The sequence below is a fragment of the Bacillus sp. D48C genome (assembly GCF_053345735.1).
In genome coordinates this window covers 1-24740 of sequence record NZ_JBKFAQ010000008.1, presented here as the reverse complement: position 1 = coordinate 24740, position 24740 = coordinate 1, and the positions used below count along the sequence as shown (strand labels likewise).

The 24740-nt window shown below is 35.1% G+C and carries 29 protein-coding genes and 1 pseudogene; all 30 read right to left on the bottom strand.

What is annotated here, in order from left to right; translation table 11 throughout:
* Positions 1-60 precede the first annotated feature (60 nt).
* Positions 61-5160, bottom strand: coding sequence for a phage tail spike protein (locus ACLBXA_RS19045; protein ID WP_447617404.1), 5100 nt, complete (start codon positions 5158-5160; stop codon positions 61-63).
* The gene (locus ACLBXA_RS19040) at positions 5157-6632 is read right to left on the bottom strand and encodes a distal tail protein Dit (RefSeq protein WP_447617403.1); all 1476 of its coding nucleotides are present in this window, start codon (positions 6630-6632) and stop codon (positions 5157-5159) included. The genes ACLBXA_RS19045 and ACLBXA_RS19040 overlap by 4 nt, the downstream gene beginning before the upstream one ends.
* Before the next feature lie 41 nt (positions 6633-6673).
* Positions 6674-9040 (bottom strand): phage tail protein, encoded by a 2367-nt coding sequence (locus ACLBXA_RS19035; RefSeq protein WP_447617402.1) that lies wholly within the window; start codon positions 9038-9040, stop codon positions 6674-6676.
* A 223-nt stretch (positions 9041-9263) separates the two neighbouring features.
* On the bottom strand, positions 9264-9521 hold the full coding sequence (locus ACLBXA_RS19030; protein ID WP_136999988.1) for a hypothetical protein: 258 nt from the start codon (positions 9519-9521) through the stop codon (positions 9264-9266).
* 257 nt (positions 9522-9778) lie between these two features.
* Positions 9779-10987: pseudogene (locus ACLBXA_RS19025) on the bottom strand (hypothetical protein); the annotation flags it as partial.
* 17 nt (positions 10988-11004) lie between these two features.
* Entirely contained in the window at positions 11005-11154 is a 150-nt protein-coding gene (locus ACLBXA_RS19020) for a hypothetical protein (RefSeq protein WP_000338227.1), read from the bottom strand.
* Positions 11155-11222: 68 nt separating this feature from the next.
* The gene (locus ACLBXA_RS19015) at positions 11223-11567 is read right to left on the bottom strand and encodes a hypothetical protein (protein ID WP_000415939.1); all 345 of its coding nucleotides are present in this window, start codon (positions 11565-11567) and stop codon (positions 11223-11225) included.
* A 6-nt stretch (positions 11568-11573) separates the two neighbouring features.
* Positions 11574-12170, bottom strand: a complete 597-nt coding sequence (locus tag ACLBXA_RS19010) for a major tail protein (RefSeq protein ID WP_447617401.1) — start codon at positions 12168-12170, stop codon at positions 11574-11576.
* On the bottom strand, positions 12171-12503 hold the full coding sequence (locus tag ACLBXA_RS19005) for a hypothetical protein (RefSeq protein ID WP_447617400.1): 333 nt from the start codon (positions 12501-12503) through the stop codon (positions 12171-12173).
* The gene (locus tag ACLBXA_RS19000; RefSeq protein WP_149215858.1) at positions 12500-12844 is read right to left on the bottom strand and encodes an HK97 gp10 family phage protein; all 345 of its coding nucleotides are present in this window, start codon (positions 12842-12844) and stop codon (positions 12500-12502) included. The genes ACLBXA_RS19005 and ACLBXA_RS19000 overlap by 4 nt, the downstream gene beginning before the upstream one ends.
* 1 nt (position 12845) lies before the next feature.
* The gene (locus tag ACLBXA_RS18995) at positions 12846-13196 is read right to left on the bottom strand and encodes a phage head closure protein (protein ID WP_447617399.1); all 351 of its coding nucleotides are present in this window, start codon (positions 13194-13196) and stop codon (positions 12846-12848) included.
* Between the two features lies 1 nt (position 13197).
* Complete coding sequence (locus ACLBXA_RS18990) at positions 13198-13491, bottom strand: hypothetical protein (RefSeq protein ID WP_447617398.1); 294 nt, start codon at positions 13489-13491, stop codon at positions 13198-13200.
* A gap of 11 nt (positions 13492-13502) precedes the next feature.
* The gene (locus ACLBXA_RS18985; protein ID WP_447617397.1) at positions 13503-14660 is read right to left on the bottom strand and encodes a phage major capsid protein; all 1158 of its coding nucleotides are present in this window, start codon (positions 14658-14660) and stop codon (positions 13503-13505) included.
* 20 nt (positions 14661-14680) lie between these two features.
* Positions 14681-15457: a head maturation protease, ClpP-related gene (locus ACLBXA_RS18980; RefSeq protein ID WP_050822073.1), complete on the bottom strand. Its 777-nt coding sequence runs from the start codon at positions 15455-15457 to the stop codon at positions 14681-14683.
* A complete protein-coding gene (locus ACLBXA_RS18975) occupies positions 15441-16604 on the bottom strand; it encodes a phage portal protein (RefSeq protein ID WP_423190611.1) in 1164 nt (387 codons plus the stop codon). Before ACLBXA_RS18975 ends, ACLBXA_RS18980 begins: the two co-directional genes overlap by 17 nt.
* Positions 16605-16613: 9 nt before the next feature.
* On the bottom strand, positions 16614-18272 hold the full coding sequence (locus tag ACLBXA_RS18970; protein WP_050822074.1) for a terminase TerL endonuclease subunit: 1659 nt from the start codon (positions 18270-18272) through the stop codon (positions 16614-16616).
* Positions 18269-18604, bottom strand: a complete 336-nt coding sequence (locus ACLBXA_RS18965) for a P27 family phage terminase small subunit (protein ID WP_447617396.1) — start codon at positions 18602-18604, stop codon at positions 18269-18271. The genes ACLBXA_RS18970 and ACLBXA_RS18965 overlap by 4 nt, the downstream gene beginning before the upstream one ends.
* A gap of 152 nt (positions 18605-18756) precedes the next feature.
* Positions 18757-19092, bottom strand: a complete 336-nt coding sequence (locus ACLBXA_RS18960) for an HNH endonuclease (RefSeq protein ID WP_447617395.1) — start codon at positions 19090-19092, stop codon at positions 18757-18759.
* On the bottom strand, positions 19089-19259 hold the full coding sequence (locus ACLBXA_RS18955; protein WP_447617394.1) for a hypothetical protein: 171 nt from the start codon (positions 19257-19259) through the stop codon (positions 19089-19091). The genes ACLBXA_RS18960 and ACLBXA_RS18955 overlap by 4 nt, the downstream gene beginning before the upstream one ends.
* On the bottom strand, positions 19256-19438 hold the full coding sequence (locus ACLBXA_RS18950; RefSeq protein WP_447617424.1) for a helix-turn-helix domain-containing protein: 183 nt from the start codon (positions 19436-19438) through the stop codon (positions 19256-19258). Before ACLBXA_RS18950 ends, ACLBXA_RS18955 begins: the two co-directional genes overlap by 4 nt.
* 179 nt (positions 19439-19617) lie before the next feature.
* The gene (locus tag ACLBXA_RS18945) at positions 19618-19971 is read right to left on the bottom strand and encodes a hypothetical protein (RefSeq protein WP_447617393.1); all 354 of its coding nucleotides are present in this window, start codon (positions 19969-19971) and stop codon (positions 19618-19620) included.
* Positions 19964-20218 (bottom strand): hydrolase, encoded by a 255-nt coding sequence (locus ACLBXA_RS18940; RefSeq protein ID WP_447617392.1) that lies wholly within the window; start codon positions 20216-20218, stop codon positions 19964-19966. Before ACLBXA_RS18940 ends, ACLBXA_RS18945 begins: the two co-directional genes overlap by 8 nt.
* 135 nt (positions 20219-20353) lie before the next feature.
* Positions 20354-20566 carry a hypothetical protein gene (locus tag ACLBXA_RS18935; RefSeq protein ID WP_447617391.1) on the bottom strand — a complete coding sequence of 71 codons (213 nt, stop codon included), beginning with the start codon at positions 20564-20566 and terminating at the stop codon, positions 20354-20356.
* A 16-nt stretch (positions 20567-20582) separates the two neighbouring features.
* Positions 20583-20822 (bottom strand): hypothetical protein, encoded by a 240-nt coding sequence (locus ACLBXA_RS18930; protein ID WP_447617389.1) that lies wholly within the window; start codon positions 20820-20822, stop codon positions 20583-20585.
* A complete protein-coding gene (locus ACLBXA_RS18925) occupies positions 20815-21036 on the bottom strand; it encodes a hypothetical protein (protein WP_447617388.1) in 222 nt (73 codons plus the stop codon). The genes ACLBXA_RS18930 and ACLBXA_RS18925 overlap by 8 nt, the downstream gene beginning before the upstream one ends.
* 408 nt (positions 21037-21444) lie before the next feature.
* Positions 21445-22482: a hypothetical protein gene (locus ACLBXA_RS18920; RefSeq protein WP_447617387.1), complete on the bottom strand. Its 1038-nt coding sequence runs from the start codon at positions 22480-22482 to the stop codon at positions 21445-21447.
* Positions 22483-22663: 181 nt separating this feature from the next.
* A complete protein-coding gene (locus ACLBXA_RS18915) occupies positions 22664-23206 on the bottom strand; it encodes a site-specific integrase (RefSeq protein ID WP_444992528.1) in 543 nt (180 codons plus the stop codon).
* Entirely contained in the window at positions 23206-23688 is a 483-nt protein-coding gene (locus ACLBXA_RS18910; RefSeq protein WP_000166190.1) for an ArpU family phage packaging/lysis transcriptional regulator, read from the bottom strand. Before ACLBXA_RS18910 ends, ACLBXA_RS18915 begins: the two co-directional genes overlap by 1 nt.
* 27 nt (positions 23689-23715) lie before the next feature.
* Positions 23716-23886: a hypothetical protein gene (locus tag ACLBXA_RS18905; RefSeq protein ID WP_000677279.1), complete on the bottom strand. Its 171-nt coding sequence runs from the start codon at positions 23884-23886 to the stop codon at positions 23716-23718.
* Positions 23887-24019: 133 nt separating this feature from the next.
* A complete protein-coding gene (locus ACLBXA_RS18900; RefSeq protein ID WP_447617386.1) occupies positions 24020-24262 on the bottom strand; it encodes a hypothetical protein in 243 nt (80 codons plus the stop codon).
* Between the last annotated feature and the right edge of the window lie 478 nt (positions 24263-24740).

Sequence of the window (24740 nt, the reverse complement as noted above, 5' to 3'; positions counted from 1 at the left end):
ATCACTCCTCTTGATTGATGAATTGAATCAAAGCCGTATTTTATGCAAAATAAAAACAGCTTATGGCTGCTCCAGTTTTTCATTTATTAATTTTTGTACTAATTCTTTTAGTGTAGACACATCGTTTGTCAGTGTTACAACTTGCTCTTTTAATTGGTTATTTTCACCTTTAACAGTAGTTAATACTTCATTAAATTCATGATATTGCTGTTGGAAAGCTGCAATAAAGATTGAAACAGTATTATATAAATTAATGGCCCGTTTCTCTTTATCTGTAAATATATCTTCCGTATCATCTGCAATCATACCGAAATACGTTTCAATTTCTTTTGTTGTATACGGTTCTGTTTTTTCTTCCGGCTTGTTTGCACGCATTTGATACAGATCATACATATCATCTTTGAAATTGTACTGTTTGATAGCTAAACTCATGATTTTATCAAGAGCTGAAAAAGGAATATCTTTTATATTCTCTTTCATATTTCTAGCTGACGTAGGATTAAATGCTTTCGCCCACATTTGACCATTAGCATTTACATTTTCATTCGCTCGTAGCGTTCTTAACTCTATATCTCGCCATCCATTACCATATACATCTTTAATTTGTAAATTCATATCATATCCTGATACAAGACTTGCTCTTAGCATTAATCTTCCCATGTTTAAATCATGATCATTCACACCATTGGCAAAGTATATACTGTTACCAGTACTTTTTCTATCAAAATGAAACTCACCATAGTCATTTTTAAAATAATGTGGTTCTGTTGTTGTCACTATAAACTTCCCGTATCCTCGAGCCCACCCTACTGAGTTAAAAACAATGTCATTCAAATTATCAAAGTATAATCTTCCGGCTGCATATGTATACAGATGCCCACCGTCATTCTGCATTTGAATATATGATGACCATATATTAGTACCTTCCGCATTTTGTCCTTTAGATATTCCAAGTGTAGCCCAAGCTTTAGATGGTTCTTCAACGCCATTAATTCGTGGAGTCGTTTGATAAATATAGAACGATCCTGTGCCAGTGTATTTTCTATTATCAGAGCCAAGTACGAATGAAGGTTGGATACTTCCATCAGTTGTTTCCATAAATCCTATATAACCACGTGGTCTATCTAAATCAAAAATCTTCATGTCTTGCTTATTTATTTCAACAAATCTGTTTCCACTCGTTTTAAGTGTTACTCCTTCTAAAACTTTTCCTTTGATATGATTTGCTGTAATAAAACCTACTAAGTTAATTCTGTTCGCATTCAAAGTAATGTTTTCTTTACTCATATTGAATGCTGCGATTACATCATTTTCTTTTACAGATATACTAACGCCCTTTTCAGTTAACTGAAGACGGGTTTCCATATCTCTTACATAAGATGATGTGGCAAATTGCCCATTTGCTTGATCTTTTGTATATACCTCTGTCTTTTTGGCTGAAGCATTTATACCCTGTTCATTGATAGTAAAGCGGTTATCAATCAAAGTCATTTTTTGATTAAATTGCTCAGTTGCAAGTTTGTTAGCTAATTCGCCCAACAAATCTTGTTTATTTTTATCAACGGTTTGCTTCAACTCAGGTATCTTAAATCCAGCAACATAACTTTCTACTTGTTTAAGCTCAACTTTTGCACTAATTGCTGTTGCCTGTTGTTCGAGCTTTGTATTTGCTTCAGTAAGCTTTTCCCCTTGATCTGATACTACATTATTTAAATTGCTAACTGTGGTGGATAGTCCGCTTGCTGTTTGCTCTACTGTAGTCATACGCTTGTCGAATCCAGCTTGGCTATTTTGAACATTTGTCACAGTAGTTTTAACACCATCCACACTTTTTTCAATATCGGTTGTTTTCTTCGTGAATTCATCGATTGTTACTTGATCTTCTGCCGCTGGTCTATATTCAGTTGCTTTATTTCCAATTTCAATTTGCCATTCTTTAAGTTCAACCATACCTTTTACATTTCGAATTAAACTATTTAGATAACCAGTTTTAATTGCTTTATTTTTTATTGTAACAACAACAGAATAACGAACCCAACCTTGAGAGGTAGCGACTTTGTCTTCTATACGAATAGGTAGCCAAACTTGCTCATTATCTTCATATGTCACTGATAATTCCATACCAATCCAAGGGCTAGGTGTTCCCTTCGAAAAAGCTTGTGTTCTAGCCGTGAGGGAAAGAGCAACTTCTTGACCTCTAATCATTTCGAACGTATCAGGAACAAATTTAAAAGATTTTGAATCAGTATTTGAAATGTTCGTTCCAGTGTCAGATTTAAATGTGCCACCTGTATTTAACAGAAGGTTACGTCCGCTAAACTTCATATCATCAAACTTTTTCTCAACACTCTCTAATTTTTCACTAGTCTTCCCAGCTTGTTCTTTAATTTCGGTTGTTGTTTTCTTTAGTCCGTTTGTATCGGATTGTATATCAGTTATCGTCTTTTTTGTACCTTCTACAGTTTGTTCGACTGTATTTAATTTGTTACTGATTTCAGTATCTTTTTTTGTTAACGATTCAATAGAAGTTTTAAATCCATCTGCGGTTTGTTCTGATTTAGTAACGCGTTCTGTGAGCTTTCCTTGTTCATTTTGGATATTGCTAACAGAAGTATTAATCCCCTTAATAGTAGTCTCAATTTCTACCGTCTTTTTAGTAAAATCAGTTGTTGTTACTTGATCTTCTGGCGCTGGTGTCCATGCTGTAGCAACGTTAGCTAATTCAAGTTTGACGTTTTTTATATACGCTGCACCTTCAATACCTTCGCCACCATATATATACAATCTAACAACTTTAGTAACATCAAATTTTTCATGAAGTTTCATGGTAAACGCATAGCGTTCCCATCTATTAACTTCACTTGCGTTAAACACGTACTGACCACTGTGGAAGCTTTGTGCTGTGTTACCTTCAATGAAATGATGTAACCCACCGTTTATACGGAAACCTTTTGTATCTGACCAAATATCCATACTAATAGTAATTTCTTTACCGGCGACATTATTTCTCACAAATTCTGCAACCACATCTTCAGCTATACCCATCCATCTATTTTTTTGACCGATGATACTGTTTTTGTTAATAAACGCTAAAACTGGATAACCGAAAGTAGTTATATCTAGATGGGCATGATAACCTTTTGTTGGATCTGCTACACCACCGTTATACCCACTTCCCCAACCAGATGCCTGAAGGTTACCATTTAACGACTTGTCCCAAATTATAGAATCATTAACAATATAACTAGAAAAATTAGAGTTTTTAAGAGAATTTCGTCCATCTAGTTTTGTATTATCTACTTGCGTTTTAAGTTCTGTAAGAGTCTGTTTCGTCCCCTCAGCTGTTGTCTTAATCTCGTTTGTCTTCTGTTCCAACTGTGACAAGCCTTCATTCGTTTTCGTTAGCTCAGACTTCTCTGCTTTTTGTTTAAGAGCCTCATTTGTTTGACTCATAGATGTGTTAATATCTTGGAACTTTTTAACGTTACCATTCTTATCAGTTTCATAAATTTGTTTACCAATAAATCCATTGTTAATTTCCTCTTTTGTAAACACTCCAGATTTATCGGCTTTATCTTTTAACTGTGTATTAATCCATGTTTGATCCACTTTGCCATTTACTTGCTTTTGAACATCTACTATTTGTCCAGCTATTTCTTGCGCTTTACCTTCCACACTTTGAACCTTTTGATTTAACTCCGTTTTGGCGGACTCAATATCTTTATTTACCTGCTCAAGTGTTTCTTTCTTAACAGATTCCACATCAGGTACAACAGATTCCCAAGCTGCGCCTGTCCATATTTTTAAAATACCAGGCTTTCCATTGCTAATATCACACCAAAGTGTTTTATAAGGTTTCAGTCCTGTTGTTGGCGGATTCTTAGCTTCAATGATGTCTACCGTGTTATTTTTAAGATTCTCTTGAACTTTCTCAGCCAATGTTTTCGCTGCTTCGGATTCTTTCTTAGCATTACTAGCTGTTTCATTTGCATCTTTCACTAATTTATCTAACTGATCTATCAGCTCTTGTTTATTGCCTAATGACCCTAAGATTCGATTGTAAATTTTTCGTAGTTCTTCGTTTGGATCAGTAATTTCGCGATAATCACCAAACACATATTTATCTTGTGTAGGATCCGTAAAAGATTCATCACCAGCGATTGTTCTCGCTTCTAAATAAAGCTTAGGTGTGAATCCAGTATCTTTAATTCGAATTGTATCTCCCTCATTGATTAACTCGTGAGCTAGTCCAAATACACGCCCTATACTTTGTGCTTGAACATCATAAGAAACCGAGGTATTCACACGTTTTGCTAACTCTGTTTTCATAAGAGTCAATAAACGTTCTGGTGTTATATCTTGTTCTGTTTCTGGTGTGTAAAATCCAAATTTATGTTTCCCTTTTTCGTTCCAACGTTGAAAAGCATCGTTATCCACAATATATGGAATACCCTTATTTATATCTGAGATAGTGAAAACTTCTCCGCCTTCTTTTTTAATAAAACCAATTAAAGCTGTACAAATGTTTTGTGAGTTTTCGATACGCTTAATTCCAACTAAATCTTTACCTAACGTGACTTCTTTTCCGGTTTCTCTTCCTCTTTTTTTTACCATGTCTACATACCAACCTACAATTTGAGAACCAGACACTTCAACATGGTATATAATTTCTAGTTCAAATAGGGAAGCAATCTTTTTTAAGAAACTCAATGGATCTATAAATTCATCAATAGTCATAGAATGAAATCCAGCGTACTCCGTTTTACCACGCTTCCATTTTGTACCTACAAGAGCAATATCCATAAATTCATTGACTGTCTTGCCTTCAATTTTCTGTGGACGAATATAATCATCTTTAGCAAGATTAATCCATGCACCCGATGCGTAAGTAATTACGGATCTATCGTTTGGGTCTTTTTCTACTTCAGTGATTACATAGGGAACAATACGCCCATCCCTTACTTCTTTTAATACTAAGTTTTGTTGCATAAGTGTTGCTGCATATTTCGAATTATCAAATACTTTAAACTCTAAAGTATCGATATTATTCTTGATTTCCCAATGACGCTTATCATCCCAATAATCTTTTGGTTGTATAGCTGAAACGGTTTGACTCGTTTTAAAATCAATAATATGTAAGATTCCACTTGGTGTTCTCATCTAAACCGCTCCCTATATTTAACCTTTGCTGTTCCGATATCAGAAGGCATGATTTCTAGTGTATTCCTACCTTTATTAATGACAGGAAAATTACTGAAAAAGTCCTTAATATTTATTGCATCCTTCCCTTCAATCGTTACATGACTATTTTCAGTATCAATTATAACTTTATCGCCAACATCTACTATATACGGCGGTGTATTTTTCGTGTTTAAATTTACTTTCCAAAACTTTAAATCACTAACTGACATCGCTTCTACTGGTGGTACATCTTGCCATTGCATAATGCTAATCTGTATTTGAGCTGCTTTTTCCATGTGATAGTTATTTTCATCTGTCCACCGTGCAAAACGTTCTGAATCATCTTTTTCTGTACCAGGAAGAAATTTCGAAATATACGCTTCCCATACGTTTCCTGTTCTAGCTATCCACAATCGACCGAAATATTGATTCCATGTATTCGGATAATCACCACTTTCATAAATCAATCCTGTTTTCCCTGGCTTGTTGTCGTATCCAATAACCATCGTTCCAAAATTTTGTTCAGCTTGCCAATAAAGATCGTTCATAGCAATTTTTGAAAGTACCTTACTATTTTCATCGAGTATTGCTATCTCAACTCGTCCCATTTCATTGATTTTCTTACTCTTACAAGTAACGTAGGCTTGCATAATAAAATCTTGTACTGGACCACCAGGTATACTCTTTTTAACAGCTGCACCATGCCATCCTTTACCTGTTCCAGTACCAAAATCAGAACAATAAAATTGATATTTATCTGATTTCATTTCGCCAACTGGCTCACCATCTTCCATCGCACTGACTTTACTCCATCCGACCGTAGTAGCCATTTCATCCCATACGATACGTTGATTCCTTTCTACAGGCTTTTCTACAGTTTTAAGTGGCATACCGATACGAAAATAATCTCGATCACTTAAGGATACTTCGCCGAACCATACATCTAAAAAAGTGTTTGGTTTCGTAATGTTAACCTCAATAATAGGATTAGAATGAACGGTTCCTTTGTTTTGAACATTTGCTGTTAACCCGAGTGCACCTGTTTGAAAATCTATTGTTCGAGTAGGTCCTAATTTATAAGGCATTGGACAAATAAATTTCAAAGTGCCTTTACCTAACGTAACAAAATCATCAGGATTAAAATCCTCATCAATTATAGCTAAATATGTTCGATCAGGGGTTGCATCAAATACTAGCTCAACCGCTTCTTCTGTAATTAACCATGCTGCTATTTCTTCTTTTAACGTTTCTAAATCTGTTCCATCTGGAACGATAATTCCTACAGGGACAGGAAGTGGACGAGGATCTGTATCCGTTCCTAATAATCTTCCGCCTGGATATCCAGGTGTTTTTAAGAAATTACGTTTTAGAGGTGCCCATGTTGGTGGACTCCATCCTTTTTCTATTTGAATATATTCTTTTCGTTGATTGTTGAATGTAAAAGAGCTCATTTTGACACCCCGTTTCTTTATAAAATAAAAGAAACCCAAACCTAAAAGGCTGAGTTTCTTTCTTCTTCTCTTTCTTGATACTCGGTTGTATATCGATAAGTACCACGTGCAACTTCTCGTCCATCTAAATTGATAGGTACTTCAATTGCTAAGCCACCACCTGGGAATGCAAATTCACCATTTACACCTTGTCCTTGATACAATCCGTTCGCTTGTAATCCTATATTCCCAACATTAACTGTCGGTACTGCTGCTTCGCTCATCGCTTGAGATGCGCGGTTTATTATTCCGATTGAATTTTCCATACCAATCGCAAGACCAGCACCAATATGCTTACCAACTTGATCTCTCATTAATCTTGATGGACTGTGAATGTCAAAGAATCCAGTAAAACCATCTAAAATACTGCTGCCGATGGATTTCACCTTATCTAACACTTTTCCGGCCATACTTCCTAAACCGTCTATCAATCCACTTATTATATCTTTACCTATCTTAAATAAGTCGATCTTTCTTAAAGTATCAACAATCTTCGGGATAATATCAGTCACAATTGTAGAACCTAACTGTCCCACCATACTTACAATGCCTTTTATTAATGCCCAAATTAATTGAACACCCGCTTCAAGTATCTTTGGCAAGTTTCTAATTAATTCCCCTGCTAAAGTGATAATAAGATTAAGTGCTGCCCCAATTAACTGTGGTAAGACTTGGACAATTCCTGCAATTAACATAAGCAATATTTTAATACCCGCTTCAAGTATTTTTGGTAAGTTAGCGATTAATGTGGATGCTATTTTAACAATTAAATCTAAGGCTGCATTAATAAGTTGCGGTAAGACTTTTACAATCCCATCGATAATAGCCATTAAAATTTTTATACCAGATTCAATTATTTTGGGTAAGTTTGCTAGTAATGTATCTGCTATTTTCGTTATAAGATTCATCGCTAAATCTATTAATTGCGGTAGCATTTTAATGATTCCATCTATTAAGCTAATTAAAACCTTAACACCAGCTTCAATAATCTTTGGTAGATTTGATGTGATTGCTTCAATCAAAGTTGTAATGACTGTAATAATCGCTAAAGCGATCATAGGTAAAGCTTGTGTAATACCTGTGATTAACGAAACTAATAAATTTATTCCTATTTCAATTAACTGAGGTAAAAACGACATAATCCCATTAATAATGGTTTCAATAATCGTTACAGCTATTGGGATTAATTGTGGAATCATCTGCATAATTCCATTAATTAAAGTCATAATCAACTGAAGCCCTGTCTCTATAAGCGTTGGTAAGACCTGTACAATTCCAGAAATTAAGGTTTGAATAATTTGTATTCCCGTTTGCACAATCATAGGAAGATAAGTTGCAATCATTTGTGAAATTGTATGAATGATTCCAACTAAGGCTTCAAGGATAATTGGAGCTGCTACAACCAAACCATTTACAAAACTTGAAATCATTTGAGATCCGACTTCAATAAATTGCGGTAATGCTGTTGTTACGAAATTAGCTATATTGGTAAAAATATTTGTTATGGTTTCAAGAATAATTCCGGAGTTTGCATTTAAATACTCTGCTATCGCTGGCAAATAACGAGATACCGAGATGAGAACACCAGGAAGTCCACCAATAATCGCACCTGCTATAGAAGGACCAATTGTCTTAAAAATCTCTCCTAATTGGCTAAAATCTCCTGAAAATACTGCTTTTATAGCATCAAAAAGATGTAGACAAGCGTCACGTATTTTAACAACTGCTAAGCCAATTTTCTCCGCTGCGGCTTGAAAACTCTCAGGTAGATAACCTACCCATTGATTCATATGATCTCCCTCAGCCGCTGTAGTAAATAGATACTTACCTAAAGCGATAAGAATCCCAATAAAGTTCTGTATACCAGTAATCACACCAGTTAGACTATTATTGAAGCCTTCATTTGTCTGCCATAAATGTTTCATCCACACGACTACTCCTGCTATAGCTGCAACGGCGGCTATAAATCCTCCTACCACTAATGCAACCGGACCAGCAACAGCCCCAATACTTACACCTACTATTCCAGCTATACTGGATAAAGTGACAAATACCGGGGCTAGAGCCATGCAAGCTCCAATTAATATTCCTAATGCAACAACAATCGTTGTTAATGCTGCGGCTAATGCTGGATGCGCTGAAACCCAACTCGCAAAAGCTCCAATAATGTTAGCTACTACACCCAAAAGTGGTTCTAGTGCCATTTTTAAATCACCCATTGCCTTTTGAAACTTTACAGCTGGACTTGCATCCATTTTCTTTATAGATTCATTTAAGTTTTTTTGGTTCTTATCAAAATCTACAACCTTTTCTGAGGCACCAATTAATGTATTGGTGATATTCTGCCCTTGATCTTCATACATCGTCATTTTGTTATCGTAAAGGCTTTTTATCCTCTACTTCTTGCACTTCATATTAATGCAAGTTCGGCATACGTTTTCACTTATAAAGAAAGTGTCGCGGTCTCGTGGAGGGATTATATCTTTTCACCCTCTATGCTCTGCCCCTGACTACACTTCGTATAGCCTTCGGTTCAAATTAGGATTCGCACCCTTTTTGCTTTATACCGCGATTTTACTTCGGCACAATTTATCATCTACCGAAAAGTTTAACGCCAATCTCGTTTCGTTTTGTTTCATCTTCAATATTAACCAAAGCTTTAGCAATCTCTGTCATTGCTGCCGAACCTTCTTTACCGCCTTTAGCAACAGATTTACCCCATTTTTCTAACTGATCGGCTGAAATCTTTGTGCCTTCAAGTGCTTCTTTCATGGACTTATCGACGCCTTGACCAAATTCAGCCGCTTTAATGCGCCCTTCTTTCAAACCATCTAAGAGATTATCGATCATTTATATTCAGCATGATTCGCAACGTCACGCCCGTTCTCTTATGAACTGCTATACGTCACCGCATAGATTAGACTATATCTTCAACTACTTGAGTTGCTCCCCGTTTCGAGTGTCATTTGCTTACACCCTACGTCTTTCGACTAGTCGTTGCACGTTCCTTAATAAAAAGGCTTCGCTCAGTATTGTCTCATTTGAGAGTTCCACTGAATTAAAGGAGTTTTTCATTATATGTCGCCATACAAGGGAACTATAATCTAATTCCAGGTTCCTGTTTCAACTCCAGCTTCCATAATTGCTTGGACTTCCCTCGCATTGTATCCGGCCCGTGTTAATTGCCCGCCATACTCAGCGATAATATCTAATTGTTCAGGAGGAAACCCCATTTTCAATAAAGCATTGGTTAATCCAAGAGCATCATCTTGTGTAGTACCTAATTCATTGCCTATTTCATTAACCTCTTGAATTAATTCGGTAAAATCTATCCCTGAATAGGATTGAGAGATTGCTGCTGCTCCCTTCACAACTGATGCATTTGCTTCATCACCAACATCTTTATTTAAAGCCCATTGTCTACGTGTCCCCTCAAGTGCTTCTTCCACATCTACACCGTATGCTTCGATTCCTCGAACCGCTTGTTCAACTGATTTCTTAGATGATGCCGGGACTTCAAAAGTCACATCGATTTTTGTTTTTAATTTCGATGTATCAAGCGCTTTTTCAATTACACCTGAGATACCACCAGCCGCCATTGCTCCGCCTAACATATTTTCTAAACCGATATCTAACTCTTTGAAGCTTTTACCTGCTCTTTCAGCTTCTCGTGATAGGTCCCTTAAATCATTTCTAACTTGTTGTATTGAATTACCATCATCTACAGAACGAAGCGCACGTTGTAACTTTTCAATATCAGCTTCCGTTCCCAATGCTTCACGGCCAATAAGACCAATCGCTTGATCTAACTGCCTACTGGTAGCCGTACCACTTTTAATTGCATTCACAAGACGATTTCCTAACGCTCCTGCAAAATCATCAACACTTTTACCTGTAGCTCTAAATAATGTTTCCAATTGCCTTGTTGAACTTGCTACGCTGTCTTGTTCAGCCTTCATATTTCCAAGCTTATTTTTCAGACCATTAAGTGACCCTTCTGTAAATTCAATTTCACGCCTAAACGCACGATATTGTTCTTCAGAAATCTTTCCGTTTTGAAACTGAGCTTGTACCTGTTGTTCTGCTGCCTTCAATTTATCTAGCTTTTGTGTTGTATTTTCAATTGCTTGTGTAAGTAATTGTTGTTTTTGTGCCAATGCTTCAACATTACCTGGATTAAATTTCAAAAGACGTTCAACATCTTTTAATTCTTTGGTTAAATCATTACTTCGTTTATTTACATCTTTTAAAGCATTTTGTAACGGCTCTGTATTCCCACCAATTTCTATCGTAATTCCTTTAATTTTCCCTGCCATTTTCTCACCTCTCTTCTTTAGAAACTATTAAAGTCTGCTTGCGTTGCTTTCCGTGTTTTTTCTTGTGGTGGCTTCTGCATTTCTAAATATTCATCGATATAATCAAGGCACATACCAATTGTCATATCTTCTAAATCCGCTTTTGTAAGTTTGCATTTATAACACAAAACAAGGAACGTCTCAGTGGTGAATACATCACCCTGATTCGCTCCTTGTTGACTATTATTATTGCTTTCTACAACTTTTTTTTAGATTGAATTGTGGAAGCTATCATATCTTGAATATCTTCTAAGATTTCTATGATTGGAAATTCATCAAATGAATCTAACCATACCATCGGCTCTGGTATCTTTGGATCAGCCGTTTTCGCCATAGTCCAAACGAGATTATAAAACACTTCAAAATCCACATTATCTAACTTACTTGGATCTAGATTCTCCATATCAATTTTCCCAAGTGGCGCTAACTTAAGAAGTTGTGCGAAATAATCCTTTCCAAATTGCGCTTTAAATCGGACTGGTGTCCCTCCTGTACTTTTTAAACGAATGTCTTGACCATCTACTGTAATTGTCTTTTCCATTTACTATTACGCTCCTTTTGGTGCTGCTGTTTTTTTAACGTACACTTCTTTGTACCAATTATCATAAATCGCTTGAGTTGTTTTAGATGTTGTTTTTGTTTTAACCATAGGTCTTCCACCAGGAGCTAAAACGATTGGACTAGAAACAAACTTCAGTTCATTTGTATTTGGTTCAGCTGAATTTGTTTTTGTTTTAGATGCAATTGTTGGACGGCTTGCTGCACAGTTATACATAACATGTCGAGTCGCGTTTACATCGCCATCGAATTCAAATAGTAATGCAAATGGTTTCCCTTTAGCATCAGCTAACTCATTTAATACTCCGTCTACTTCATCTAATTGCTCCCCTAATGCATCGATAGCAAATTGTTCTGGAATAGTAGCGATGTTCAATGTTCCGTCGTAACCTTGGTTATTACTTGCTGCGTAATAAAGCATGTCATCTGCATAGAATTCAATTAAATCACCACGCGGCTCAAATGTTAGTTCAACCCCACCAGGCAACGGAATCGGTGTCGCAAACTTTACTAAAAAATCTTGAGTATCAAATGGGACATAATGTACATTCTTTAAACCAAACGTAACTTTATTTTCTTTAAGCATTTATATCAACCTCATTTCATATATTTTCTGATACATATTTTCAGATTCAATAATTCCTTCAATCGGTGAGTCATAAGGAATCTCATGATCGTCTAGAACTTTTTCAAGTTTGGCTTCTACAACTAATTTTTTTTTAGTTGTGTAGAGCTCAATATTTACATCATTTATTTTGTGATACACTTTGTTATCTGCCATTAGGTTTGCTGATCCATCAGCAAGAAAACATATATACGGAGGACTTGGTACAGGATTACCTGGCGTTGCTGTGAAATGCGAATAAGCCACAGGATAACCTGTAGCTTCAAGGATTTTTGTTAATTCACCTAATGTCATTCTTGAACCGCCCTCTCGATACGTCTTGGCAATTCATTAATTACATACTCTTCAACCGGACGAATATGCACTTGAGCGGGAACACGCCCACCCCCGACTTTCGCATGTCCATTTTCTAAAAGATGCGTTAATTGTCCTTGTGAATTGTGGACGACAACACCATTACCTTCTTTTTTCTTACGCCATCCTTTACGATATGCCCCTGTTTTTTTAGGACTACCTTGCTTTAATTTTTCTACAGCAACATCAGCAACTTCTTCTTGTGCTGTCAGTAATTCTTCTTCCACAACATTTGCATATCTTTGCAATTCTCTAGCAAGTTCGCTCGCAAAATCGTTCATATTAAACATGCTCCTTTGCGATAATAGTCAATGTTTGATACATTTCATCATCATTCATTGGCGGTTCGATAATATCAAAGATACGACCTTTCATATTGATTCTCATTTCTTCTGTAATATCAGAAGTAAAAGGAATCACAAAACGATAAATCCGTGTAGCTTGGGAAGCTGAAGCTTCAATGTACTCAGAACCTTTCACCGTTTTTATCATTGACCAGGCTTTCTTTAATTCTTGCCAAGATGTTTCAATTACTTGGTTTAATTCATCTTTTATTACTACAGGTTGTTCAATGCTGATTCGATTCCTGAAATCACCTGTATTTAATGGTTTTTTATACTGAAAAGGACGCATATTAATCACCGTCCAATTTAATTTCTTCTAAAGCTTTATCGACACCTAAACTATTAATCTGACTTAAAAAATTCTTGTCAAAATACTCTAATGCATCGTTATAAACATAACGAGAACGTTCAAAGACTAATTCTTTGAACTCCTCGTCTTTACTTAAATCATAATTCCCACAAACCCTAAGTAATGCCTTATTAGACGTAGAAAGGATGCGTTTTAGGTTATCATCTTCCTCATCCCCTAAGTGCATCCTATCTTTGAATTGCTGTAATATTTCATTCGAAATTACTGTACCCATTCACATCATCCTTAGCTTGCTGGAGTTTTAGGAACAAATGAAATCTTTAAATCATACACAAGTGCCGCTTTATTATCTTTTGGTTTACCATTAGCAAATTGTTTAATTGTATAAAGCGTAGCATCTTCAATCGCTAAAGTTTGGTCAAACTTTTTAAGCTTATATCCACCAGCAATTGCCGCAAGATATTGACCTTTTACAAAGAATAATGCTTTACCAACTGGCACTTCTTCAGATTCTACAGTTTGAATGTTATAAGGTAATGCCATTACCCATTGACCTGTTGAGGTTTGAATTGTATTGCGAGCTTGTACACCAATTGAATCTACAGGATTTACAACCATTACGATGTTATTTAGGACTTTTCGTGATTTTCCTTTTGCATCAGTTGATAAAGCTTTTACTACTTCATATAATTCTCCAGCAACAACTTCACCAAATTGAGAAGGAGCAAATGTTAATGTACCGGATGATTTCTTATCAGTAACCGCGCCTGTAGTTGCATTTACATCTTTCATTAAACCTACAGGTTGATGTGCTACTGATCCGCCACCATTTACAAAGCCAAACTCTAAACCTACTGAATAAGATTCTACTAATAGAGTTCGAACATAACGTTCAACCCATTCAGGGCCAAGATCTAACATATCATTTGGAATAGCTGCGAATGCAGTTAATTTAAGTTGACCAATTTTTTCTTCTCGGAACGCTGCATTTACTTGTCCTCGAATTTCCCCAAATAATTCGCCCCATGCATATGCTTTTGTTGCATCAGAATAAATGAACTTTGTAACTGCTCCTAGATCTTGTAACCCTAAAGCATCAAGTAATGGATGTTCTTTAACTAAATCCTCAAATACACGTTCTTGTGTAGTTACTGGCAAAATTGATCCATCCTTAAAACCACCATCTTGTACAACAGCATTGAAGAATTTTGTTTCTGATGCAGTTAATACATTTTGACCGCGTTGTTGAAGAATAGAACGATCTAACATTTCATCATTTACTTGATTACGGACTGTATTAATTACATCCGTTTGCATTGCATCAAAGAAACCTTCAAATGCTGCCGTTTGTTCTTGTTCTGTACTTTCTGCATTAGTTAAGGCATCCGTTAATTTCGCTTTCGCTTTATTAAATGTTTCAGATTTATTAAATTTAATAACCATTGTGTATTTCCTCCGTTTTTTTATAATTTTAAAAGGAGCCCTTTAATCCCACTGTTTTTTACAGCTTTAGGATTTGGCTCCTTTGGTTGTTCTTCTATATTGTTTTGTAAATCATTCAGGATTTCATTTTTTAATCCTGATAATGCTGCATTTAAATCTTCTTTTGTGATTCCTTGGCCTTTGTTCATAGTTCCATTTCTAAAGCCATCGATTACTTTCTGCGGAAGCATGGCAGCAGTAGCCGTTGAAGCTGTCGTTTTAACTGGATTTTCCATAAACATGATTTCATCCGCAAAATTGTTTTCTAACGCTTGCTGCGGACCCATCCAAGTTTCTTCAGCCATCATGTTAAGTAGTTCTTCCTCAGATTTACCACTTTTAATGACATAGGCATTTACAATTGCTCGATCTGTTATTTTTAACATCTCGGCTGCCTTTTCCATGTCACGATGATCTCCACCATGCCATTTAGCAGCGTTGTGAATCATGATTTTTGCTGTTGGAGAAATGCGAACTTTATCACCTGCCATCGCAATTACAGAAGCTGCACTTGCTGCTAAGCCAACAATTTGAACTTCTACATGACCAGGATAATTTTTTAAAGCTGTGTAAATTTCCGAACCCTCATCTACATAACCACCAGGACTATTGATTGACACAATTAAATCCTCACTATTTGCATTATCAAGTTGTTTTGTAATCTTACCTGGGCTTGTCGCATCCATTTCAAACCAATCATAAATCCAAGCTTCATCATTTGAAATAATTGGCCCTTTAACGTCAATTTTCACCGTCATTTGTATTCTCACCTCCTTCAGATTCAGTTAATTTCGTATAGTTTTTCGTAATATGATGTGTATTTAAGTTAGGATCATCAGAAACTTCATATCCTACTTCTAATCGAATCTCATTCCCTGTAAATGCACTTGAAGAAATGAGCTTATCAATGCTTGTCGCAAGATCAAATATACTTTGATAAGAAACAGCTTTAATTTCAATTTTTTGACCTGAAAGATACTCTTCTTCTTCAAAAAATTTAACGTTTGCTTCATCACACATCTTTTTTAATAAAGGTTTCACTGTAAAAAGCATATAATTTTTCGTTTGCTTCTCAACATCAGCCATTTCGCCATATATCAAAGCAGTTGGAATACCAAAAGCCATTGCTACTTGATTTAAGAATCCATTTGTTACCTTATTAATTTCCTCCACACTCTGCCCAGAATTTGCTCCACCTGACGTTTCAGCATATTTAAAACCTGGTTGTTGCGGAATGATAGCAACGTCTTTTTCTCCAATTGCTTTATACATGTTATCAATGAATTCTTGAAGTTTGGCTTGATGTTTTTCACTCTTTGCAGCGAGCATGTCCATATCAACTGTTCCGCGAATTTGATTCTTACGTTTTTGAGAACTTAATATTCTACCGAATAAATCACCATAATCAGCAAACAAACCATCGATAAGAGGTGATAACTTATCATTCCTGTATCTTAAATGAATGACTTCACTTTGTTTAAAACTTCTCTTAAACTGATAATCTTTTACAGTGACATTTGTAAAAGTATCTTCAAATACAGCATATTCGTTATGTTCAAAGTCATCAGCAATAAGTAGATCACCATCATCCGCTTGAATAATCAAAGCTTCATTATCATAAATAAGTTTGTAAATGAAACTCTCCCAAAAGGTACTTGCTGTCATATTCTTATTAGGCCTAACATTTAATCGGTAGTAAAGCTCATCCTTTTCAAATTCTTCACCGTTTTTCACTCTAAATTCTGACTGACTAATCGTTCTACCTAAAAAGGATATACAGGTATCAATTGCTAATCTTTTCATGTGAACCCTGTTTGCTTTTTCAATAAACATTTCCACATCAAACATAAACCCTACTTCACTATTTCTTTTGAATACTGCTCCTAACCAACCAATGGTTATCACCCCCTTTTATTAGAATTTAATACCATCTAGCATAAAGTCGAATTCATCCACAAGAATGTTATCTGCTTGCCATAATGCATGAATAAAAGCTTGGAATCCATCCGTTTTGCGCTTAAATTCATCTTTTTTCAAATATTCTTTGTTGCCGTCTTTTTTTATGTGGACGTAGACGTTGTTGGTGTACCAACGCATTAATGGATTATCTCCAAAAATGATACGATTGTTTGCAAATAACGTTTCAACTCTTGGAGCTAAAAGAGAATGTATCGCTTTTGGGTTACGAATATACAACAATATAAATCCTTCAGCTTCAAGTGCCGTTTTAACAAGATCAAGACGGAATGTATCGGCCACAATCGTATTAACACCGTATATCTCACGCATTTTCACAAACCAATCTACAATGTGAGAGATATTAATTACAGGTTCATCCACAATAGTTAACAAACCCTTTTCAGCCCATTCATAAATAGGCGCTTTCAGTTTCACCTTATCCAAGAATCCTTTACGTACAAAAGAATGACCTTTCCATATATAATCTTCACCATGTTTAAATAGCAAGCCGACTGCCGCGAAGTCTTTAATGCTAGCAAAGTCGAGACCGCCTACAGCTACTTTATGTTTTAAATCTGGAACTTCTCTGAGCGTTTCTCCATCTTCTTCAAAACCAGTACGCATGATTTCTTCCCATGAAGCTACAGACTTTGTTAAATCTGTTTCAGGGTAATTCATACGTTTTGTTATGAATTCTTCACGGTTTGAAGGATTATTTTCTAATTGTTTATATTGAGTTAATACTTTTTTAAATAATTGTTTAGCATAAGAACTTCTCGGCTCACTAAACATTGGATTCGCTTTCTCCCATACATCAGGATTATCAATTTCTTCTGGATTATCTATCTTGCAAATGAAAGGAAATAATGGATCTTCTAAATCTTTTCCCTTTAGAATGTTCATCGCTCGCTCTTTTGTTTTGTCCAGGAATCCGTCGCGAACAAAGCCATCTGTACCAATAAAAAATTCTCTAGCATTTGGTACTTTTCCAAGTCCACTAGAGAATACATTTACTACATCAAAGTTTTCATATCGATGTATTTCATCGTAAATAACACAACCGTCACGAAGTCCATCCTTAGAACCAGCATTAGATGTATGATATTGCATAATGCTTTGCGTATCGTTACTCAGTATCTCTACCTTAGTTCGATAAAACATATCCTCTAGTATTTCTTTTCCTTTAATAGCATCATAGACTTCACGAAAAGAAACTTTAGCTTGTTTCTCGTTGTTCGCCACAATTGAAACATTGTATCGATCTATTCCGTGCAGCGGACTAATAAAGAAATGGCATAGTGATGAAATTAAACCATTTTTACCACCACCACGAGCCATCATAATTAAAAATTGCTCATAAAAAACAGAATCATCTTCTTTATAGAAAAGAAAAACAAATGCTGTTAGGAACTTTTGGAATGCTTGCAATTCAAAGTACCATTTCTCGGTGAATTTTATATAGTCCTCATGCATTTCATTATCGAAATACAAATCATCGCGTATTAAGATGTATTTCTCCAGGTACTCAATTAGCATTATGCGCTCTTTATTCAGCTTAATTTTCCCTGCGCGATACATTTCAATATATTCAGTGACATATTTATTTTGAATCATGTTAAATCTTTAATAGAGCGCACAGGTTTTGAAGGAACTTTCTTTTCTTCTGCCGATGCTTCTAATCCAAGTGCATCTAAAATCTTTATCATCCGATCATTTGTTTTATGTAAATCATTAATAGAAGGATTGGATTTCGGACCATGCATGCCAGATACTTTTATTCCTGTTTCTTCAATATCATCAACAAGAACACACTTTAAATCCCACAACGATAAATAGTCTTGAATTAAGTCAGTATAATGATTACCTACAATATTCTTTTCTTTTAATTGGTTTGTTAGATCCTTTTCAATCCTTTTTCTCATTGTTTCACGCTTCACTCTAGCCACAATATCCCTCCCTTCTGATTTACATCGTTTTCCAATTTGATATAACGCGCGAATTTGCTTATAAATTTGAAAAATCGACCCCCTCCTCCGGTGCCCCTTAGAGCAATTTTTGGTGAAATATTTTAAGGGGGGGTGTTATTATCGAATCATTTTTACCACTTTTCATCGTTTTCCCATTTGTTCGGTTTCTTTTTGAATGTTCTACCGTGCTCTTTATTATGGCAATCCACACATACTGTTTCTAAATTATCTATTTCTAATGCAAGTTCTGGATGATATTCTAATTCTTTTATATGATGGACAACGAGCTGAATCTTCTTACGCTTTGCACTCTCACTGTATTCATTGGTGTCCACACGAACACTACCATTGCGCTTACACTCTTGGCATTCATAGTTGTCTCTCTTCTTTACTTGTTCTCGTATACTCTTCCACTCACCACTGTCATAGAACTTACGCTTCTGTTGTTTGGTTTTATATTCGTTCATTGTTTCTCATCTTCATTACTCCATTTACACGCAAAAGGATATCGCTCAATTGATACCGCACCAACGTCTCCTTCTTCTGTTAACGTTAGTTCTAACTTCCTTATACCTTCTCTTCTTTGCCACTCTTTATCTATTTGTATATCATCAATACTATTGAACTTAATCATCTATCCTCACCTCTCAACCCTGATCTATCAATCACCCATGTATTGCCAATCTTCTTTGCCACAATCTTTTCTTGAGCACAAAGGTTCTTAACATGACCAGGTGATACATTAAGAATAGAAGCAGCTTCATTTACACCAATTATATTGTATAAGTCGCTATCATTTAATAAACAATCAATTAGTTTATTGATTACATTTATATGAGTATCCTTTTCTTCCTCTGGTGTTGTATCTTCTTTTAACTCTACAAACACTTCAACTACTTCTGATATCTTTTCCTTGCTTACATGTCCACTCAACTCTTTATTATCAATGGCATTAAAAATAATACTAAGAGCAACAGCCTTCTCGAGTTTAGTTAATTGCATCTTTTCTTTTCTCCTTCCTCAATCTTTCCACGGAATTGAATATCAAGACATTTCTCGCAATAGAAACTCCCCAAGATATGGATAGATACTTGTTTGTTATCAGCTTGTATCTGTGTTGTTTTACTATCCATCAATCGATATTTATGTTCACATTCTTTATGTTGATTGATATGTTGTTTGTACTTCTCTAACTTCCACATATCTACAAAAGCACCGTTACATTTAGGACAAACAGTTACTTCTTGATACGCCTCTTTAGAAGGATAATTAACTCTATCCTGATGACCGCACACTAAACATTTAGAAGTATGATAATAGTTAATCTCATTACGAACCTCACACATCTATCTCATCCTTTACATTTAAATCCTTTCTCCATTTATCTTTTTCCAATAAATCTTTTATTGATGTTTGTTCTAGGTATTCCACAGAATAAAACATAGGCTTCCCGCCATATAGCTTGTAATACTTAACATCTATTCCAGACTTTTTGTGCGCTTTTTCAAGTGGTTTAAGGTATTTGATATATGCTTTCTTATCAATAGACATAAGACCAAGTGCAGCAATCTTACCTTTTAAAACGCTATCCAATTATCCTCACCTCTTTTTAAAGAATATTCCAATTATATATTTACCAAATAAATACAAGTTGTTATAATAAAGTTAACATTGCCATCAGGAAAAGTAATTCGCCCCCCAAGCGAGTTTCTTTTCCTTTTTTTATGGCTACTTTTCCAAGAATTCGTCCATCGCTTTACCAAGCAAACTAATCATAGCTTCTCTCTTTTGTTTTGGCGTTGTATTATCTTGCATTTCATTAAAAATAGGAAGTACCCTTTCTAATTTCTGTTTATCAATACGCTCATTTACAAGATCTTGTCCCAACATCGAAATGAAAGTACCAATTGCAACCGCTTGTTCTTGTTTAGTTAGTTCCATTTGTCATCACCTCTGATTAAATTCTTTCTTTAATATCAGTAAAATCACTAACTTTTTTAGCTATTGTTTTACCATTCAAAGTAATTGGAACTTCTATAAGTAAAGAATCTTGTTTGTTTATAAGCCTACCCATAACCTTTTCTAACTTCTCTAATGCTTCCGCACATACATTTGCAGCTTCAGTTACTTCCCTAATCTCTTCTAATGCTTCAGTTGTATCAGCGGTCACTTCAATAATTAGTTTGTTATTAGCCATTTTGTGAATCCTCCTCAGATTGTTTAATCAATTTTTGAACATGAGTTATATCCGCTTTCGTTGCTAATCCCTTTTCTAACATACTAACCTTTTGACTTAATCCTTCTACACTTGCTGAAACACAATTTAACGTTTGAATCAAACCTTCATTATCTCTTTGTAGATCGTTAATTCTTTTTTCAAAATCAGCAATTATTTCTGTTATAGATTCCATCTCTCATCCTCCTCCAAAATAAAAAAGCACCCGAATGGATGCTTTGAAATGGGTTATTAATTTATACTTTAATTCCGGTATGTGAAGTTTTATTCTTCTCTCAGCTAACAACCGCGACAGACACCATCGGAAAACTTATCAGGTTCTCCTGATTCTGTCTACCTAGGATGTTGTTAGCTCAAAGAAGAGCAAAAGCTCTCCTTAATAACGGTATCACTCAATCAGTACCATCTGCTGGTTTCGGATTTTATGTGCCGTCATTATGAAACCGTTTAAACAACATATAGTTTATAAAGGAATTTATGAGCTGTGTTTTCCGCCACTTCTCACAATACAAATATATCATGGTAATTCCAAAACAACCGGCACATTTACTGCCAAAAAGCGGTCACGACTCTGCCACAAAAATTATATAAACAAATTCATATTTTTGTCATACAACAACGATCGTTCTCCCGCTACAACCGTTTTATTAAAATTCTTATATATCCTTTTTTTCATCTTCTCACTCAGTTTGTTCCATTTTATTGGTGATATAGTCCAATTCTCAAGATACGCTACTATTAAATTTGAAATTATTATTTTTTGCATTTTAACATTTTGAGTAAGTATTTGTTCCTTTATAAACTTATACTTTCTTTTATTTCTTTCAAAATAACTTAATAAAACATACGTTTTACCATCTTGCGGGAAAACTGTAATAAACAGCGGAACAAGTTGCATAGAAAAATCGTCCATCGCATTTACAACTCGACCATTTAAATCCCTTTCAATATAAGTTATTGAAGAAACTGCAATATGATACTCTTCATCAAACTCTATAACTTCTGTAATAATTTCATCAAAGTTAGAATTATCTAAAAAGCCATTCATTCTTTGCTTGAAAAGGTTTAATCTATCTTCTGCTTCTTTAGACCCTATTAAATAATCTCGGCTTACTACTTCTATGAATTGCATTTGTTCTAAACTAAGCAAATTTTGTTCTCCTAATAAATCACTAAGTTTGTGATATTCCTCAGTTTTAATATACTGTAGAAACCTTCTATACATATCTCCTACAGTAAACTTTGTATGATATTCTTTAGCTAATGCTCTATACGCAAACAAAAATTCTTGTTCTTTATCTCCTATTTGATAATTTTTCCTCTCAATCGGAATAAATATATCAGTGTCATGTTTGCTACAAAATCCTGTAAAAGTTGTAGCTCTCTTTCTTCCTATACGCTGCATTTTAGTATTATTAAACAACGAAGAACTTTCCAGTCCTCCCCCAATCATTAACACTTCTCCATTTTCAGATATTTCATTTAATATTCGATTATTTTGTATTGAATGAGCTTTTATTATTTTATTACTACACTTTCCATCCTCATGAAAGCACTCTTTTAAAGAACTATCTCTCTTCATTTTATTAAATCCTTTAGAAATTTCATTTTCGTTCTTCACTGTATCCCCTCCAACTCACATTATATAACATTGTTAACCACTTACCCATATCTTGTATTGTGTGTAACTGAGCCATACGCCACAGCCCTTGATATCATTGATTTAAATTAACTTTCTCTTTTGAGTTACACAGTACGAAATTTATGAGTAACTGTATGAATTTAAAAAGAAAAAGCAATGCTTAGATTTTAAACCTAGTCATTGCTTTATCCATTGCATCTTGATTTACACCTATATAACGTAACGTAACCTTCTCTGACGAGTGATTGAATATCTCCATTAGTAATGCTATATTTTTGGTTTGCATGTACATGTGATACCCATAAGTCTTTCTCAATGTATGTGTTCCTATTTCCTCTAAACCAAACTCTGCTGCGGCTATACTTAATATCTTATATGCCATGCTGCGACCGATAGGACGATTCTTCCCTTGTCTACTTTGCAACAAATACTCATGATCTTCTCTTTCTTCTATAAACCATTTAAGTTCTCTTTTTAATGCTGCAGTAATTTGTATTCGTTTCTGTTTCCCGGTTTTCTTTTCTCTCATAGATATATGACTACCTTTGACATCTCCTACCTTCAATTTCAAAATGTCCGAGATTCTCAGACCTGTATTGATTCCCATAATGAAGAGAATGTAATTACGTAAGCTCTTTTCTTTAAAATAATCTTTTAGCTGCTGTATTTCTTCTGGGTCACGTATCGGCTGAACAAAATTCATTATTCATTACCTCCAGTCTCTTCTGTCTCATAAACTTCTAATCCAAGTGCAAAAGCAAGCTTATAAAATGCTTTAGACTTCCAACGTCGATAAGTACGCTCTGACATCCCTATTTCGTTGTAAACCATGTAATCACATACGTCCTCTTCTTCTAAATAACGTTTATAAATAATATCTCTTTGAATGCTTCCTGCACGTCCGTTCCCTAATCGATTTAAAAACTGATCAATTCGTACTGACATTCTTTCAAGCCACTCTTCTCGTTTACTTTGTTGAATATTTGCCATAGCAACATCTTCTAATGGTTTTCCAACTGTATGTGTAGGACCATGCTCACGTACTTCATAAGAAGGAGTGACTTTCATTTCTTTACGCATCATCCCAAATTGTCTATGTATACGTACGCTTTCCAACACACCTTCTAACTCCTCTTGTGTCGCTGTTCTATCAATTTTTGGTAAGAAAGATAATTGTTTAGTCATGTAAGACCACTCCTTTTTATTTTTAGATTACTTCTGTCTTATTGCTCCACGTCTTCGCTCATAACAAGGTCTATGCATCCCCATTAAATCCTCAATGTCACGAGTACTTAATTTCTCTTTTCGTTTTTTCTTCTTTTTCTTCTTAGCTTGATTCGATTGCTTTTTCCATTCACGTAACTGATCCTTTAACCCCTTCATTTCCCCATCTCCCTTTTCAAAATAAAAAGGACACCTATTCCTAAAACAGCTTTTATTGCTGCTTTAATGAATTGGTGTCCTCTAGTTTTCTAGCCGGACTATATTCTGTTTGCTTTGCTTTAAAAGGATTATTTTATTCAAAAATACATTCTAAATGTGCATTGTATTCTTTTGTTAATTTCCACTCAGACTCATGCACCATGTTATTGCATACAATAACGCCATATTCAATATCTAACTCGTCTGTTAAATAACCATAATGTTCCCCATCGAAGAAAATAGCTATGATTCTATCGTTACATGAAAACTCTTCTTGGAATTCTCTTTTTGCTACTTGTTTCGGTTTTAATGTATTAAATAACTCATGGTATTTCATTCTTCTCTTCCTCCCCTGAATAAAATCCAATATTCCGTTAATACTGTAGATACATTGTTATCTTTCTCCGATTTTTTTATATGAGCAGTTAGCTTTTGCTGGCTGCTCTTTTATTTCGTTCCTGTTCTTGCTTCTTAAAGAATTCTTTAACTGCGTTTTCCCAATAAGTGCACATTATTCATTCCTCCTTGAATAAAATTCAGTGCTTCGTTAATAATAGACATAGGCCCCATTTGTCACGAATCAACCTTACACTTAGCATCATTTTTTAATATAGGGGCTAGGCAGTTAGCTTTTGCTAGCTGCTCTTTTATTTTTCATCACCTTTTTTTATAAAGTGGCATACTTTGTATTGAACAAATTTTCAATACACCTTCATAGAGCCTGCTTAAATGTTTTAAATTCACTCCGAGAAAGAGCACTGTTCGAAGGTGCTCTTTTTTAATTTTACACATCCGAATATTCCTTAATATTTAAC

Coding starts and splice junctions, on each gene's coding strand:
- ACLBXA_RS19040 (WP_447617403.1), bottom strand. CDS start 6,632: ATGAGCTCTTTTACATTCAACAATCAACGAAAAGAATATATTCAAATA.
- ACLBXA_RS18945 (WP_447617393.1), bottom strand. CDS start 19,971: ATGTGTGAGGTTCGTAATGAGATTAACTATTATCATACTTCTAAATGT.
- ACLBXA_RS19045 (WP_447617404.1), bottom strand. CDS start 5,160: ATGAGAACACCAAGTGGAATCTTACATATTATTGATTTTAAAACGAGT.
- ACLBXA_RS18935 (WP_447617391.1), bottom strand. CDS start 20,566: ATGGAACTAACTAAACAAGAACAAGCGGTTGCAATTGGTACTTTCATT.
- ACLBXA_RS18960 (WP_447617395.1), bottom strand. CDS start 19,092: ATGAACGAATATAAAACCAAACAACAGAAGCGTAAGTTCTATGACAGT.
- ACLBXA_RS18930 (WP_447617389.1), bottom strand. CDS start 20,822: ATGGCTAATAACAAACTAATTATTGAAGTGACCGCTGATACAACTGAA.
- ACLBXA_RS18995 (WP_447617399.1), bottom strand. CDS start 13,196: ATGCGTCCTTTTCAGTATAAAAAACCATTAAATACAGGTGATTTCAGG.
- ACLBXA_RS19005 (WP_447617400.1), bottom strand. CDS start 12,503: ATGACATTAGGTGAATTAACAAAAATCCTTGAAGCTACAGGTTATCCT.
- ACLBXA_RS18970 (WP_050822074.1), bottom strand. CDS start 18,272: ATGATTCAAAATAAATATGTCACTGAATATATTGAAATGTATCGCGCA.
- ACLBXA_RS19030 (WP_136999988.1), bottom strand. CDS start 9,521: ATGATCGATAATCTCTTAGATGGTTTGAAAGAAGGGCGCATTAAAGCG.
- ACLBXA_RS18910 (WP_000166190.1), bottom strand. CDS start 23,688: ATGACTAAACAATTATCTTTCTTACCAAAAATTGATAGAACAGCGACA.
- ACLBXA_RS18915 (WP_444992528.1), bottom strand. CDS start 23,206: ATGAATTTTGTTCAGCCGATACGTGACCCAGAAGAAATACAGCAGCTA.
- ACLBXA_RS19035 (WP_447617402.1), bottom strand. CDS start 9,040: ATGACGATGTATGAAGATCAAGGGCAGAATATCACCAATACATTAATT.
- ACLBXA_RS18980 (WP_050822073.1), bottom strand. CDS start 15,457: ATGACGGTGAAAATTGACGTTAAAGGGCCAATTATTTCAAATGATGAA.
- ACLBXA_RS18955 (WP_447617394.1), bottom strand. CDS start 19,259: ATGATTAAGTTCAATAGTATTGATGATATACAAATAGATAAAGAGTGG.
- ACLBXA_RS18900 (WP_447617386.1), bottom strand. CDS start 24,262: ATGAAATACCATGAGTTATTTAATACATTAAAACCGAAACAAGTAGCA.
- ACLBXA_RS19010 (WP_447617401.1), bottom strand. CDS start 12,170: ATGCTTAAAGAAAATAAAGTTACGTTTGGTTTAAAGAATGTACATTAT.
- ACLBXA_RS18990 (WP_447617398.1), bottom strand. CDS start 13,491: ATGGGTACAGTAATTTCGAATGAAATATTACAGCAATTCAAAGATAGG.
- ACLBXA_RS19015 (WP_000415939.1), bottom strand. CDS start 11,567: ATGGAAAAGACAATTACAGTAGATGGTCAAGACATTCGTTTAAAAAGT.
- ACLBXA_RS18905 (WP_000677279.1), bottom strand. CDS start 23,886: ATGAAGGGGTTAAAGGATCAGTTACGTGAATGGAAAAAGCAATCGAAT.
- ACLBXA_RS18925 (WP_447617388.1), bottom strand. CDS start 21,036: ATGGAATCTATAACAGAAATAATTGCTGATTTTGAAAAAAGAATTAAC.
- ACLBXA_RS18985 (WP_447617397.1), bottom strand. CDS start 14,660: ATGGTTATTAAATTTAATAAATCTGAAACATTTAATAAAGCGAAAGCG.
- ACLBXA_RS19000 (WP_149215858.1), bottom strand. CDS start 12,844: ATGAACGATTTTGCGAGCGAACTTGCTAGAGAATTGCAAAGATATGCA.